The sequence below is a fragment of the Leifsonia shinshuensis genome (genome assembly GCF_014217625.1).
Lineage (GTDB): Bacteria > Actinomycetota > Actinomycetes > Actinomycetales > Microbacteriaceae > Leifsonia > Leifsonia shinshuensis_A.
This window is the reverse complement of record NZ_CP043641.1, coordinates 4,245,788-4,258,842: the sequence shown is the minus strand read 5'-3', so window position 1 is coordinate 4,258,842 and position 13,055 is coordinate 4,245,788. Positions and strand designations below refer to the sequence as shown.

At 72.9% G+C, this 13,055-nt stretch carries 18 protein-coding genes; 9 read left to right on the top strand and 9 right to left on the bottom strand.

What is annotated here, in order from left to right; genetic code table 11:
* Window positions 1–96: 96 nt before the first annotated feature.
* From F1C12_RS20765 to F1C12_RS20755, 3 genes are all read right to left on the bottom strand, one after another.
* On the bottom strand, window positions 97–300 hold the full coding sequence (locus F1C12_RS20765; RefSeq protein WP_055914585.1) for a cold-shock protein: 204 nt from the start codon (window positions 298–300) through the stop codon (window positions 97–99).
* 195 nt (window positions 301–495) lie between these two features.
* Window positions 496–1,050 (bottom strand): LytR C-terminal domain-containing protein, encoded by a 555-nt coding sequence (locus F1C12_RS20760; RefSeq protein ID WP_185276697.1) that lies wholly within the window; start codon window positions 1,048–1,050, stop codon window positions 496–498.
* A gap of 22 nt (window positions 1,051–1,072) precedes the next feature.
* Window positions 1,073–1,372 (bottom strand): DUF3263 domain-containing protein, encoded by a 300-nt coding sequence (locus tag F1C12_RS20755; RefSeq protein WP_185276696.1) that lies wholly within the window; start codon window positions 1,370–1,372, stop codon window positions 1,073–1,075.
* A gap of 170 nt (window positions 1,373–1,542) precedes the next feature.
* Here F1C12_RS20755 and msrB point away from each other — a divergent pair, with 170 nt between their 5' ends.
* Both msrB and F1C12_RS20745 read left to right on the top strand, forming a co-directional pair.
* Entirely contained in the window at window positions 1,543–1,974 is a 432-nt protein-coding gene (gene msrB, locus F1C12_RS20750) for a peptide-methionine (R)-S-oxide reductase MsrB (RefSeq protein ID WP_185276695.1), read from the top strand.
* Window positions 1,974–2,525 carry a nitroreductase family protein gene (locus F1C12_RS20745; protein ID WP_185276694.1) on the top strand — a complete coding sequence of 184 codons (552 nt, stop codon included), beginning with the start codon at window positions 1,974–1,976 and terminating at the stop codon, window positions 2,523–2,525. Before msrB ends, F1C12_RS20745 begins: the two co-directional genes overlap by 1 nt.
* Before the next feature lie 32 nt (window positions 2,526–2,557).
* Here F1C12_RS20745 and F1C12_RS20740 read toward each other — a convergent pair whose 3' ends face one another.
* Genes F1C12_RS20740 through F1C12_RS20720 form a run of 5 tightly spaced genes read right to left on the bottom strand, consistent with a single transcriptional unit; the run spans window position 2,558 to window position 7,198 of the window.
* The gene (locus F1C12_RS20740; protein WP_185276693.1) at window positions 2,558–3,511 is read right to left on the bottom strand and encodes a DMT family transporter; all 954 of its coding nucleotides are present in this window, start codon (window positions 3,509–3,511) and stop codon (window positions 2,558–2,560) included.
* A 60-nt stretch (window positions 3,512–3,571) separates the two neighbouring features.
* On the bottom strand, window positions 3,572–3,739 hold the full coding sequence (locus F1C12_RS20735; protein ID WP_185279116.1) for a hypothetical protein: 168 nt from the start codon (window positions 3,737–3,739) through the stop codon (window positions 3,572–3,574).
* A complete protein-coding gene (locus F1C12_RS20730) occupies window positions 3,736–5,037 on the bottom strand; it encodes a dihydrolipoamide acetyltransferase family protein (RefSeq protein WP_185276692.1) in 1,302 nt (433 codons plus the stop codon). Before F1C12_RS20730 ends, F1C12_RS20735 begins: the two co-directional genes overlap by 4 nt.
* Window positions 5,034–6,080 carry an alpha-ketoacid dehydrogenase subunit beta gene (locus tag F1C12_RS20725; RefSeq protein WP_185276691.1) on the bottom strand — a complete coding sequence of 349 codons (1,047 nt, stop codon included), beginning with the start codon at window positions 6,078–6,080 and terminating at the stop codon, window positions 5,034–5,036. The genes F1C12_RS20730 and F1C12_RS20725 overlap by 4 nt, the downstream gene beginning before the upstream one ends.
* Window positions 6,077–7,198 (bottom strand): thiamine pyrophosphate-dependent dehydrogenase E1 component subunit alpha, encoded by a 1,122-nt coding sequence (locus F1C12_RS20720; RefSeq protein WP_185276690.1) that lies wholly within the window; start codon window positions 7,196–7,198, stop codon window positions 6,077–6,079. Before F1C12_RS20720 ends, F1C12_RS20725 begins: the two co-directional genes overlap by 4 nt.
* A 127-nt stretch (window positions 7,199–7,325) precedes the next feature.
* On the opposite strand from F1C12_RS20720, the gene F1C12_RS20715 reads away from it, so the two are divergent.
* The 7 genes from F1C12_RS20715 to F1C12_RS20685 all read left to right on the top strand — a co-directional run bounded on the left by F1C12_RS20715 (window position 7,326) and on the right by F1C12_RS20685 (window position 12,619).
* Window positions 7,326–7,754, top strand: a complete 429-nt coding sequence (locus F1C12_RS20715) for an Lrp/AsnC family transcriptional regulator (RefSeq protein WP_185276689.1) — start codon at window positions 7,326–7,328, stop codon at window positions 7,752–7,754.
* A 122-nt stretch (window positions 7,755–7,876) separates the two neighbouring features.
* The gene (locus F1C12_RS20710) at window positions 7,877–8,290 is read left to right on the top strand and encodes a hypothetical protein (RefSeq protein ID WP_185276688.1); all 414 of its coding nucleotides are present in this window, start codon (window positions 7,877–7,879) and stop codon (window positions 8,288–8,290) included.
* Entirely contained in the window at window positions 8,287–8,526 is a 240-nt protein-coding gene (locus tag F1C12_RS20705; protein ID WP_185276687.1) for a hypothetical protein, read from the top strand. The genes F1C12_RS20710 and F1C12_RS20705 overlap by 4 nt, the downstream gene beginning before the upstream one ends.
* Complete coding sequence (locus tag F1C12_RS20700) at window positions 8,523–9,719, top strand: low temperature requirement protein A (RefSeq protein WP_185276686.1); 1,197 nt, start codon at window positions 8,523–8,525, stop codon at window positions 9,717–9,719. The genes F1C12_RS20705 and F1C12_RS20700 overlap by 4 nt, the downstream gene beginning before the upstream one ends.
* A 40-nt stretch (window positions 9,720–9,759) precedes the next feature.
* The gene (locus F1C12_RS20695; protein WP_185276685.1) at window positions 9,760–10,956 is read left to right on the top strand and encodes a thiolase family protein; all 1,197 of its coding nucleotides are present in this window, start codon (window positions 9,760–9,762) and stop codon (window positions 10,954–10,956) included.
* Window positions 10,956–11,699 carry an enoyl-CoA hydratase/isomerase family protein gene (locus F1C12_RS20690; protein WP_185276684.1) on the top strand — a complete coding sequence of 248 codons (744 nt, stop codon included), beginning with the start codon at window positions 10,956–10,958 and terminating at the stop codon, window positions 11,697–11,699. The genes F1C12_RS20695 and F1C12_RS20690 overlap by 1 nt, the downstream gene beginning before the upstream one ends.
* Entirely contained in the window at window positions 11,696–12,619 is a 924-nt protein-coding gene (locus F1C12_RS20685; protein ID WP_185276683.1) for a 3-hydroxyacyl-CoA dehydrogenase family protein, read from the top strand. The genes F1C12_RS20690 and F1C12_RS20685 overlap by 4 nt, the downstream gene beginning before the upstream one ends.
* On the opposite strand, the gene F1C12_RS20680 is transcribed toward F1C12_RS20685, so the two are convergent.
* Complete coding sequence (locus F1C12_RS20680; protein WP_258046270.1) at window positions 12,591–12,947, bottom strand: PaaI family thioesterase; 357 nt, start codon at window positions 12,945–12,947, stop codon at window positions 12,591–12,593. The genes F1C12_RS20685 and F1C12_RS20680 overlap by 29 nt on opposite strands.
* Window positions 12,948–13,055: the final 108 nt, after the last annotated feature.

The following is a 13,055-nucleotide window of genomic DNA, read 5'->3' as shown; positions in this document are numbered from 1 at the left end:
GGCCCGGGGAGTGCAAGGCGAGCTGTCCGCGCATAGAAGAGGAGCGCCGCCCCGAAGGGCGACGCTCCTCTTATTGGTCTTGCCGATCGCTGCGTACTACAGCGGACGCACCGACTCGGCCTGCGGGCCCTTGTTGCCCGAGCCGACCTCGAACTGCACCTGCTGGCCCTCTTCGAGAACCTTGTAGCCGTTCATGTCAATTGCGGAGTAGTGAACGAAAACGTCCTGTCCCCCACCTTCGACGGTGATGAATCCGTAGCCCTTTTCAGCGTTGAACCACTTCACGGTCCCGTTCGCCATGCATTACTCCCATTGCTGTGTCGCTCGCCCGGTCCAGCGCCGCGCGTTGACTCCCGATCCTAATGCTTGCAATAGCTGTTCACGCCAGTCTTTTCGCCAATCCGTTACGAAATCGGCTCAAAGTTAAACACGCGTGAAACAAAGGGATGAACGCGCGTCCACGCGCGGAACGACGCGGTGTCGGCCGTTGTACTGTCAGCCCGTGTAGTCGCTGCCGACGACGACGGTCAGGTCGGCCCCGCTCGCGGCGAAGTCCTGCGTGAGCGCGATGGTGGCCCCCGGGAGCGACTGCGCCACCCCGAGGGCGGCGGCCTGGTTCTTGGCGTCGGAGTAGTAGACGATCGTCTGCGTCAGGTCCTGCTTGTCGGCGTTCGCCACCGCGCCGATCTTCCAGCCGGCCTTCGTCAGGGTGTCGCCGACCTTGCCGCCGAGGCCCGAGGTCGTGGTGCCGTTCAGCACGTTCACCGTCAGCGACGGGTCGACCGTCGGGACGATGGTCGGGGTCGGCGTGGGAGTCGGGGTGTGGGTGCCGCTGGCGCTGGGCGAGTTCGGCGACCCGTGGAAGGAGATGGAGCCGCTCACCAGCGAGAGCCCGAAGATCCCCGCGGCGACGAGGACGACGACGGCGAACGCGGCCCAGCCGACGGCGATCCAGCCGCGGCCCTTCGGCCGGGGAGCCCGGTGCGCACCGACGCGCTGCAGACCGTCGGGGATGTCGTCGAACCGGTCTCTCGGGTACTTCTCTGCCATCTACAGGTGTTTCCTCGCGGTGTCAGTCGCCGGACGGGAGTGTCCGGGATCGCCGTGCTGCCAGCCGGGTCTCGCGCAGCCGGAGCAGGCGCTTGACGAGCATGGGGTCGTGCTTGAGCGCCTCCGGCCGGTCGATCAGCGCTCCGAGGAGTTGATAGTACCGGGCGGCGGAGAGGCCGAACTCCTCGCGGATGGCCTGCTCCTTGGCGCCGGCATGCCGCCACCATTGACGCTCGAACGCGAGGATTGCGGCCTCACGGTCGGTCAGACCGCTCGCGTCCGGCGCAGGGATCCGGTGGTCCGCAGCCTCCGCCACGTGCACCGCCTCCCCTCACCGTCTTCGAGTCAGCCCTTCCCCGCGCTCGCGCCTCATCCTAGGGGCGCTGTCCTGTGCGTTACCAGTTTGCGCGCGGCACGTCGCCTCCCGAAACAGGGAACAGCAGCGCGGGCGCCGCCGTTTAGGCTGGGGACGGACGACGAAAGGAACGCACGATGAGCGCATCGCACGACGAGGCCGCGCAGGGCACGTACGGGGTCGAGAAGACCGACGAGGAGTGGCGCCGCGAGCTCAGCCCGGAGCAGTACTCGGTGCTGCGCGAGGCGGGCACCGAGCGGCCGTGGACCGGGGAGCTCCTCGACGAGGGCCGCGCCGGCCTCTACACCTGTGCCGCCTGCGGGGCGGAGCTGTTCAAGTCGGGCACGAAGTTCGACAGCGGCTGCGGCTGGCCGAGCTTCTACGAGTCGATCCGGCCGGAGGCCGTGCAGCTCCTCGAGGACGACAGCCTGGGCATGGTGCGCACCGAGGTGCGCTGCGCCAATTGCGGATCGCACCTCGGCCACGTGTTCCCCGACGGCTTCGGCACCCCGACCGGCGACCGCTACTGCATGAACTCGATCTCGCTGAACTTCGCGCCGGAGGCCTGATGGCCGACCTCGTCGCGCGGGTGGCCGCCCGGCGGTCGTACTCGCGCGTGACGCCTGCGGCGCCGACCCACGAGCAGTTGCTGCCGCTCGTGGCCGCCGCCGGACGGGTCGCCGACCACTCGGCGCTGCATCCGTGGCGCGTCATCGAGCTCCGCGGCGACGCCCGGGTGCGGCTCGGGCAGGCGTTCGTGAAGGACGCGAAGGCGACCGGCGAGGAGGCCGAGAAGCTGGCGGCCAAGCCGCTGCGCTCCTCGCTGCTGCTCGCGATCGTCGCGGTGCGCACGAAGAGCGAGAAGGTGCCCGGCTGGGAGCAGGACGCGGTAGCCTCCGGCGTCGCTCACCTCCTCAGCCTGCTGCTGCACGACGCCGGCTGGGGCGTGATGTGGAGGACCGGCCACCACACCCGGTCCAAGGCGGTGCACACGATGCACGGCCTTGCCAAGAACGAGCGGCTGCTCGGCTGGCTCTACGTGGGCGGCGTGCCGGAGGACGGCAAGGAGGGCCACCGCACCTCCATCGACCCGGAGCGCTTCCTCAGCACCCTCGACTGAGCACGGCGCGCCCCCGACTGAGCACGCCGGCGCTACTCGACGGCCTCTCGCCTGCGGCCCCAGCGCACGCTCGCCACGGCGACCGCGACGAGCGCGAGCAGCGTCCCGGCGACGGTCGAGAACGCGACAGGCGCGGGCGAGCTCGGTGCGAACACATCCAGGAGGAGCGCGGTCACCAGCTGGCCCGCCACGGTCGCGAGGCCCAGCAGCAGCACGCCGGTGATCCGGACGAGCAGCGCGGCGGCCGCGATGAACACGCAGCCGATCGCGCCGCCGAGGTACAGCCACGGCTCGCTCGGCAGCGGCTTCGGGAGGCCGCGCAGGCTCCAGTCGACGGCCATGATCACCAGGAGCACGGTCGTCCCGACGACGAAGTTGACGAAGGTCGCGGTCAGAGCGCTCTCGGCGACCACCCGCACCTGGCCGTTCACGGCCTGCTGCCAGCCGAGCCCCAGTCCCGCGATCAGCGGCAGCAGCATCAGCCAGATCGGCACCGGGCCGCCGAGCTGGGCGGACACGGCCCAGGTCACGGCGCCGAGGGCGATCAGGGCGCCGGCGAGGCGGGCGGGCGTGATCGGGCGGCGGCCCCCTGGACCGAGGCCGATCCGGTCGAGCACCAGGCCGCTGACGGTCTGCCCGGCGACCACCGCGACCGTGAACAGCGCGACGCCGAGCACCGCGGCGGCGACGCCCTGTGAGAGCACCAGGAAGGCGCCCGCGGCGCCGCCGGCGACGTACCACCAGGGCAGCTCACGCGCGCGCAGCGCAGCGACGACCCGGCCGAACCCGCGCCGGCCGGCGGGGGCGACGGCCATCGCGACCACCAGGATCACGAGTCCGGAGCCGAACGAGATGACGGCGGCGGTGACCCCGTCGTCCAGCCGCTGGCCCAGCTCGCCGTTGATGCGGGACTGGAGGGCGACCCCCGCTCCGCAGACGATGGCGCAGACGAGCGCGAGCCAGAGGGGGAAGGAGCGGGAGGTCACTCCCCCAAGCCTAGGGGGCTGAGCGGACGCCCAAGGAGCGGGCGATCAGGGGGCGGACGATCAGGGTGCGGGCGCCTCGCCGTCGGTGGGCGACGGGTGCGGGAGCCAGGGGATGTTCTCCTCGGGCGCGACGTCCTTCTCGAAGTCGAGGTCGTAGTCGTCGCCCTGCTCCACCGCATCGGGCTTGTCGGCGTCGTCGGGCTGCTCTGCGCTGTGCTTGTCGGTCATCCCCTCACCGTACCCGGCGCCTCGTCGGCGAGGAAGGACAGCGGCGACTCGATCGCGTCGGCGATCTCACGTAGGAACCGCGCCGCCACTCCGCCGTCGGTCACGCGGTGGTCGAACACCAGGCTCAGCTGCACGATCCGGCGCGCGACGACGGCGCCGTCGACCACCCAGGGGCGCTCGATGACGCGGCCGATGCCGAGGATGGCGACCTCCGGATGGTTGATGATCGCGGCACTGCCGTCCACGCCGAGGCTGCCGTAGTTGTTCACCGTGAACGTGGAGCCGGTGAGGTCCGCGGGCGGGAGCGCGCCGTCGCGCGCGGCGGCGGCCAGGCGGCCGAGCTCGGCGTCGAGTTCGCGGATGCTGGCCCGGTCTGCGCGGCGGATCACCGGGACGAGGAGTCCGCGCGGGGTGTCGGCGGCGAAGCCGAGGTTCACCCCGAAGAACAGCTCCAGGCCGTCGCCGGCGGCGGTGACCCGGCCGCCGAGCTCGGGATGCCGCGCGAGCGCGCTGAGTGCGAAGCGCGAGACGAACGCGAGCATCGACGGCGGCTTGCCCGACCTGGCGAGCGTCTGCCTGGCCTCCCACAGCTCGGTGGCGTCCACGTCGACCCAGACGGTGGCCTCCGGAATCTCCGAGCGGCTGCGCGTCATCGTCTCGGCGACGGTGCGGCGGAGCCGGGAGAACGGGGTGACGGAGGCGATGTCGAGGCCGGTGCGGGGGTCGGCGCCGTGGTCGGTCTCAGCCGCAGCGGGCGTCGGACGGCTGGCGGGGGCGGCCGGCGCGGTCGCTTTGGCCGCGGCGAGCGCGGCCTCCACGTCGCGACGGGTGACGACGCCGCCCGCGCCGCTCGGGGTGAGCGAGGCGAGGTCGATGCCGTGGGTGTGCGCCAGCGCACGGACGACGGGCGACACGACGGGGACGATGCGGCTGGGCGCGCCTGCGGTCACGCCCGTGCCGCGCTGGGCGGCCCGGCCGCGGCGGCGGGCGGTGGCGTGATCGGTGGTGCCGTAGCCGACGAGGACCGCGCCGGAGCCGGCGGCGACGGGCTCGGGGGCCTCCGCTTCCTCCCGCACTTCCAGCAGCGGCGAGCCGACCATGATGGTCTCGCCCTCCGCGCCGTGGCAGACGGCGACGACTCCGGCGTACGGGGACGGCACCTCCACGACCGACTTGGCGGTCTCCACCTCGGCGATCGGCTGGTCCACCGTCACCGTGTCGCCGACCGCCACCAGCCAGCGGACCAGTTCGGCGTCGGCGAGTCCCTCGCCCAGGTCGGGCAGCTCGAAGACCTTCATGCGTCCTCCCACTGCAGGCTGTCGACCGCGTCGAGCACCCGGTCGACGCCCGGCAGGTAGAAGCGCTCCAGCTTCGGCGGCGCGAACGGGGTGTCGAAGCCGGTCACCCGGCGCACCGGCGCCTCCAGGTAGTGGAAGCAGCGCTCGGAGACCCGGGCGGCGATCTCGGAGGCGACGCTGGCGAAGCCGGGCGCCTCCGCGACCACGACCGCGCGGCCGGTCGCGCGGACCGCGGCGCACACCGTCTCGTCGTCGAAGGGGGTCAGGGTCCGCACGTCGACCACGGCCAGGCTGCGGCCCTCCTCGGCCGCGGCCTCCGCTGCGGCGAGCGCGACCGGGACCGTCGGCCCGTAGGCGATGAGGGTCGCGTCGGTGCCCTCCCGGGCGACCCGCGCGCGGCCGAGCTCCGGCAGCGGCGCGGACGTGTCGACCTCGCCGGTCGACCAGTACAGCTTCTTCGGCTCCATGAAGACGACCGGGTCCGGGGAGGCGATCGCGGCGCGGAGCAGGCCGTAGGCGTCCTGCGGCGTCGCCGGCGACACCACGGTCAGGCCGGGCGTGTGGACATAGTAGGCCTCGGAGGAGTCGGAGTGGTGCTCGACGCCGCCGATCCCGCCCGCGAACGGGATGCGGATGACCATCGGGAGGCGGACCTTGCCACGGGTGCGATTGCCCATCTTGGCGACGTGGTCGACGATCTGCTCGAAGGCCGGGTACGCGAAGGCGTCGAACTGCATCTCGACCACCGGGCGCATCCCGTTCATGGCCATCCCGACCGCGGTGCCGACGATGCCGGACTCGGCGAGCGGAGTGTCGAAGCAGCGCTGCTCGCCGAAGCGCTTGGTCAGGCCGTCGGTGATGCGGAAGACGCCGCCGAGCGTGCCGACGTCCTCGCCGAAGACGAGGACCGCCGGGTCCTCCGCGAGGGAGTCGGCGAGGGCGCGGTTCAGGGCCTGCGCCATCGTCATGGTCGCGACGGCGGGCTCCGCGGGGTGCTCGGGTTCGGGCTGCCGGTCGGCGGGGGCGTCGTGCATGAGCGTCATCGGGCGACCCCCTCTGTGCTGGTGCGGGACTGTGCGGCACGGGACTCGGCGGCGATCTCGGCCGCCAGCAGCTCGGACTGCTCGCGCAGCTGCGAGGTCGGCGCCGCGTAGACGTACTCGAACAGGTCGAGCGGCTGCGGCTCGGCGTCGGCCATGATCCGGGTGCGGAGGTCGACGGCCACACGCTCGGCCTCGGCGCGGAACTCGGCGTCGTCGTCGTCGGTGAGCGCGCCCTCGGCGGTCAGCCAGGTGCGCAGGCGCAGCAGCGGGTCGCGTGCGATCCACGGCTCCACCTCGGCGGAGGTGCGGTAGCGGGTGGCGTCGTCGGCGTTGGTGTGCGACTTCATCCGGTAGGTGAGGGCTTCGACGAGCGTGGGGCCGCCGCCTTCGCGGGCCTCGGTGACGGCCTCCCCCAGCACCGCGAGCAGCGCTGCGAGGTCGTTGCCGTCGACCAGGCGGCCGCGCATCCCGTAGCCGACGCCCTTGCGCGCCAGGCTCGGGGCCGCGGTCTGCCTGCTAAGCGGCACGGAGATCGCGTAACCGTTGTTCTGGACGAGGAACACGACGGGGAGGTGGAACACGGCCGCGAAGTTGAGCGCCTCGTGGAAGTCGCCCTCGCTCGTCGCGCCGTCGCCGCACATGGCCACGACCACGGTGTCCTCGCCGCGCATCCGGGCGGCGTGGGCGAAGCCGACCGCGTGCAACAGCTGGGTGGCGAGCGGGGTCGCCTGCGGGGCCACCCGGTATTCGTTCGGGTCGTAACCGGAGTGCCAGTCGCCGCGCAGCAGCAGGAACGCCTCGAACGGGTCCACACCGCGGGAGACCACGGCGACCGAGTCGCGGTAGGTGGGGAACAGCCAGTCCTGCTCGCCGAGGACCATCGCGGCGGCGACCTCGCAGGCCTCCTGGCCGTGCGACGACGGGTAGACGGCCAGCTTGCCCTGCCGCACCAGCGCGTCGGCCTGGTCGTTGAGCCGCCGGCCGAGCACGAGGCGGCCGTAGCCGTCGCGCAGGAGGTCGGTGGGCGGGAACGTGTAGTGCTCGTGCGGGTGGCCCGAGCCCTGCTCGTCGATGAGCCGCAGCGGGGTGTCGCCCGGCATCAGATCGTCGGCGTGCATCTGTTCTCCTTCGAAAGACGTCGCTGATCATCAGAATGACTTCACTGGACCTCCTTTGCCAGGTGTGTGAGAGTTTCGAGACGAATGGATGCGAAGCAGCGCCATCGATGCCAAACTGTCTCCCACCATGGACGACATCGACACCCGCATCGTGGACGCACTGCGCGCCGACGGCCGCGCCTCCATCACGGCCGTCGCCGAGGCGGCGCACGTCTCCCGCGCCAACGCCTACGCCCGCGTCTCCCGCCTGGTCGAGGAGGGCGTGATCACCGGCTTCACGGCCAAGGTCGACCCGCGCCGCTCCGGACGCGCGTCGTCGGCGTACGTGACGATGCGCGTCGAGCAGGCGGCGTGGCACGACCTCCGCGAGCGGCTGCGCGCCATCCCGGAGGTCGAGCACTTCGCGCTGGTCGGCGGCGACTTCGACGTGATCCTGCTGGTGCGCGCCCGCGACAACGAGGACCTGCGGCGCGTGGTGCTGGAGGAGCTGACGACCATGCCGTCGGTCCGTGACACGAAGACCTCCCTCGTCTTCGAGGACCACGACCTGCGGTAGCGGCGCACATTCGTGCCGAATGTCGTGAATGGCAGCGCGATTCGCGACATTCGTGCCGAATGTGGGTGTGCGGCGTGCGCGACATTCGTGCCGAATCGTGCCCGCGGCGCTACGCTCACGCTATGGCGAACCCTGCGGCGGGCGCGGTCACGTCGGAGCTGACGGTCGGGGACCTGATGGCCCTCGCCCGGCTGGACGACCGCGCGGCCGTCGACGGCCTGACCATGGCGCTGACCTGGCGGTACGAGCACACGATGACGCTCGCGAAGGCGCTCGCCGCCGCCGGATCGGGAGTCATCCTCTCGCTCGTGGTCCCGGTGCTGCAGTCGAATCCGGGGGTGAACCCTGTCCCGGTCGCCGCGTGGCTGTGGGTGCTGATCGCCGGGACCGCCACCATGCTGAGCGGCGGCGTCTTCTACGTGCTCGCGCGTCGGGCACAGCGGACGTTCGTGCTGGCGCAGGGGCTGCTCGCCGAGCTGCTGGCGCTGCGACAGCCGCCCGCGCCGCCCAGCACAGCACCGGGAGCGCAGCCGTGAGCACCACCATCGTCGTCGTCCTGGCCTCCTTCGTCGTCGTGCTCGCGCTCGCCCTCACCGTCGCCGCGCTGATCGTGCGCGCCTCCCGGCTGCGCTCCGACCGCGACCGCGCCGCCGCGCTCGGCGGCCCCGCCGCGTGGAGCGCCCTCGACGGCATCTCGCTGTCCGGCTACGCCGACGACGCCGGGGTCCGCGCCGCCGTCGACCACTTCCTCACCGCCGGCCGGCGCGGATGAGCGGCGTCTCCCTCCCCCGGCTGCCCGTCGCCGGCGACCGGGATCCGTCGCGGGCGCACTGGATGGAGCTGTTCTTCGACCTCGTGTTCGTCGCGCTGGTCGGGCAGCTCGCGCACGGACTCCACACCGAGCCCTCGTTCGGGACGCTCGCGGTCTTCGTGGCGCTGTTCGCGTCGGTGTGGTGGTCGTGGGTGAACCTGACCTTCGTCGTGGACGTGTCGCCGCAGCTCAGCGCGCGGCGGCTGTCCATCGTCATGCTGATCGCGATGTTCGCCGTCGGCGCGCTCGCGGTCGCGGCCCCGGAGGCGGTCGGCGACCGGGCGTGGCTGTTCGCGGCGGGCAACGCGGCGCTGCGGGTGCTGCTGCTGGTGGTGTGGATCGGCTTCTCCTGGTCCAACGGCAGGGCCTCGCGGGTCCGCATCCTCGCCTACAACGGGCTGACGGCCGTGATCTGGCTGGTGTCGATCGCCCTCCCCTCGCCCGCGGACTACGTGCTCTGGGCGGTCGCGATCGTCCTGGAGATCGTGCTGCTGACCGCGACGTCCGGGAGCTGGGCGGCGATCGCGCTCGACCGGCTGAACGTCGAGCACCTGTCCGAACGGTTCGGGCTGCTGGTGATCATCGTGCTGGGCGAGTCGGTGCTGAGCATCGTGGACGCGGTCAGCGGCGCGTGGACCGTCGCGGCCGGGATCGTCGGCGTGCTCGGCCTGCTGCTGACCTCCGGGCTGGCGTGGTCGTTCTTCCTCTACGGCGTCGACGCGATGACCAGCGGGCTGGAGCGGCTGCTGGAGGCCGGCGACGCGCGGACGATCCGGGACACGGTGGCCTTCCTGCCCTTCCTGCTGCTGGCCGGGGTGACCGCGCTGTCCGGCGCGCTCGCGGAGGGGATCGCGCATCCGGGCGAGGCGCTTCCGCCCGCGCTGGCGGTGTCGCTCGGCGGCGGGATCGCGCTCTTCTACCTGACGAACGCGGTCATCGCGCGGCGCTACGGCGACCCGTGGCGGGTGGTGCTGCGCTGGGCGACGCCGGCGGTCGGGCTGTCGGCGGCGCTCGCGGTCGCGGCGCTCTGGCTGCCGGCCGCGGCCGCCATCGCGTGCGCGGTGGTGATCCTGGGGGTGGTCGTCGCGTCGGCGGAGCGCGCCTCGCGGGCGCGGCGGTTGCTCGCCGGTCGGGGTTCTGCGACTATTTACTAGCTGAACGTTCGTTCGGTAATTCGCATTCGAAGGAGCTGCGATGCCCGAGGCCTACCTCGTCGGCGGTGTCCGTACCGCGGTCGGACGCTATGGCGGAGCATTGGCGGGCGTCCGGTCCGACGACCTCGCCGCCCTCGTCGTCGCCGAGGCGGTGCGGCGCGCGGACGTGGACGGGTCGGCGCTCGACGACGTCATGCTCGGCGCCGCGAACCAGGCGGGCGAGGACAACCGGAACGTGGCGCGCATGGCCGCGCTGCTGGCCGGCCTCCCCGACACCGTGCCGGGCGTCACGGTCAACCGGCTCTGCGCGTCCGGCCTCAGCGCCGTGACCCTGGCCGGTCAGGCGATCCGCGCGGGCGACGCCGACCTGATCGTGGCGGGCGGAGTGGAGTCGATGACCCGGGCGCCCTGGGTGCAGGCGAAGCCCGCGCGCCCGTGGGCGAAGCCGGGGCCGCAGTTCGACACCTCCATCGGCTGGCGCTTCACCAACCCGCGGTTCCTGGAGCGCGACAAGGCCACCTACTCGATGCCGGAGACGGCGGAGGAGGTCGCCCGGCTCGACGGGATCAGCCGGGAGGACGCCGACGCGTTCGCCCTGCAGAGCCACCGGCGCGCGGCGGCGGCGACCGACGCGGGTCGCTTCGCCGGCGAGATCATCCCGGTCACGACCGCCGCCGGGGAGGTCACGGCCGACGAGAGCATCCGCCGCGACACCGACGCGGCGGCCCTCGCTGCGCTGCGGCCGGTGGTCGCGGGCGGCAGCGTGGTCACAGCGGGCAACTCCTCGCCGCTGAACGACGGCGCCTCCGCCATCGTGGTCGCGAGCGGCGACGCCGTGCAGCGCTACGGCCTCCGCCCGCGCGCCAGGATCGTCGCCTCGGCGAGCGCCGGCGTCGCGCCGGAGGTGATGGGGCTCGGCCCGGTCCCCGCGACCAACCGGGCGCTGGAGCGCGCCGGCCTGGAGCTCGGCGAGATCGGCAGCATCGAGCTCAACGAGGCGTTCGCCGCCCAGGCGATCGCGTGCCTGCGCCGGCTCGGCCTCGACGACGACAGCGGCCGGGCGCGCGTGAACGCCGACGGCGGGGCGATCGCGCTCGGGCACGCACTCGGGTCCAGCGGCGCGCGCATCCTCGTGACGCTGCTCGGCCGGATGGAGCGCGAGCAGTCCCGGTACGGCCTGGCGACGATGTGCGTCGGCGTCGGCCAGGGCGCGGCCCTGATCGTGGAGGCGCTGTGATGACCGAGCCGACGACCCTCCTCGTCGCCGAGGGCGCCGACCGCGTGGTCGCGACGCTGAACCGTCCCGAGCGGCGCAACGCGATCGACCAGCGGATGGTGGACGAGCTGCACGAGCTGTGCGAGGACCTGGAGCGCGATCCGCGCATCCTGATCCTCACCGGTTCGGAGGGCGTCTTCGCGTCCGGCGCCGACATCGCCGAGCTGCGTGAGCGCACGGCGGCCGACGCCCGCCGCGGGATCAACGCGACGATCTTCATCCGGATCGCGGAGCTGCCGATGCCGGTGATCGCAGCCCTCGACGGCTATGCGCTGGGCGGCGGCGCCGAACTCGCCTACGCGGCGGACTTCCGGCTCGGCACCCCGCGGCTGCGGATCGGGAACCCGGAGACCTCGCTCGGGATCATCGCGGCCGCCGGCGCGCTGTGGCGGCTGCCGCAGCTGGTCGGCGAACCGCTCGCGGCCGAGATCACCCTGGCGGGCCGCGTGCTGAACGGCGAGGAGGCGCTGGCGGCCGGGCTCGTGAGCGACCTGTTCGAGCCGGGTGAACTGCTCGCGGGCGCGCACGCCCTGGCCGACCGGATCGCGAAGAACGACCCGCTCGCGACGCAGTACACGAAGCGCGTCCTCCGCGCGCCGCTGAGCGACCATCCGCGGGCCGAGCGGGAGGCGCAGGCCGTGCTGTTCGAGTCGGCGGAGAAGCACAGGCGGATGACGGAGTTCCTGGAGCGGAGGAAGCGATGAGCGACCGGACGGCAGGCGTCCCCGGGCGGGTCGGCGTCCCCGAGCACGTCGGAGTGATCGGCGGCGGCCGCATGGGCGCCGGCATCGCGCACGCGTTCCTGATGGCCGGCGCCCGGGTCGCCGTCGTCGAGCGCGACGCCGCCTCGGCCGACGGCGCCCGTGAACGGGTGGAGGCCGCCGTCGACGGCAGCGTCCGACGCGGCGCGACCGCCCCGGCCGCCGACCGCCTGATCGCCACGACCTCCTGGGACGCCCTGCGCGGCGCCGCCCTCGTGGTGGAGGCCGTGCCCGAGCTCCCCGAGCTCAAGCACGACGCCCTCCGCCGCGCCGAAGAGCTGCTGGAGCCGGACGCCGTGCTGGCGAGCAACACCTCCTCGCTCTCCATCGACGGCCTCGCCGAGTCGCTGAACCGGCCGGGCGGCTTCCTCGGCATGCACTTCTTCAACCCCGTGCCGGCCTCTGCGCTGGTGGAGGTCGTGGCCGGGCAGGCGACCGCGCCGAGCGCCGTCGACCTCGCCACCGGCTGGGTGGCCGCGCTCGGCAAGACGCCGATCGTGGTGCGCGACTCCCCCGGCTTCGCGTCGTCGCGGCTCGGCGTGCTGCTCGGACTGGAGGCGGTGCGGATGGTCGAGGAGGGCGTCGCCTCCCCGGAGGCCATCGACGCGGCGATGACCCTCGGCTACAAACATCCGGTCGGGCCGCTGCGGCTCACCGACATCGTCGGGCTGGACGTGCGGCTCGACATCGCCGACTACCTCGCGGGCGAGCTCGGTCCGCGCTTCGAGCCTCCCGCGCTGCTGCGCCGGATGGTCGCGGACGGCCTCCTCGGCCGCAAGTCCGGGCGCGGGTTCTACGACTGGAGCGGCGACGAGGCGGCGGGCGGCTCCCCGCTCACGCGCGCTCCGGAGCGTCCACGATGAGGTTCGTGATGCGCACGGTGCACAGCCGGTTGCCGTCCTCGTCGGTCAGGACCACCTCGTGCGAGGTCACCTTCCTGCCGAGCCGGATGGCGGTCGCGACGCCGGTCACCAGACCGCTGCGCGCCGACCGGTGGTGCGTGGCGTTGATGTCGAGCCCGACGGCGCTGCGGCCGGGCCCGGCGTGGATGACGGCCGCCCACGAGCCGAGAGCCTCCGCGAACGCCACAGAGGCGCCGCCGTGCAGCAGCCCGAACGACTGGCGGTTGCCCGCCACCGGCATCGTCGCGACGACGCGCTCCGCGGATTGCTCCAGGATGCGCACGCCCATCTTCTCGTCGAGCTCGCCGAGCTCGATCGTCCAGTCTCCATCGGCCACGGCACCAGCCTATGTCCGATCCACCGATGTCCGATCCAGCGGAGCGCCGTCGCTCCCGAC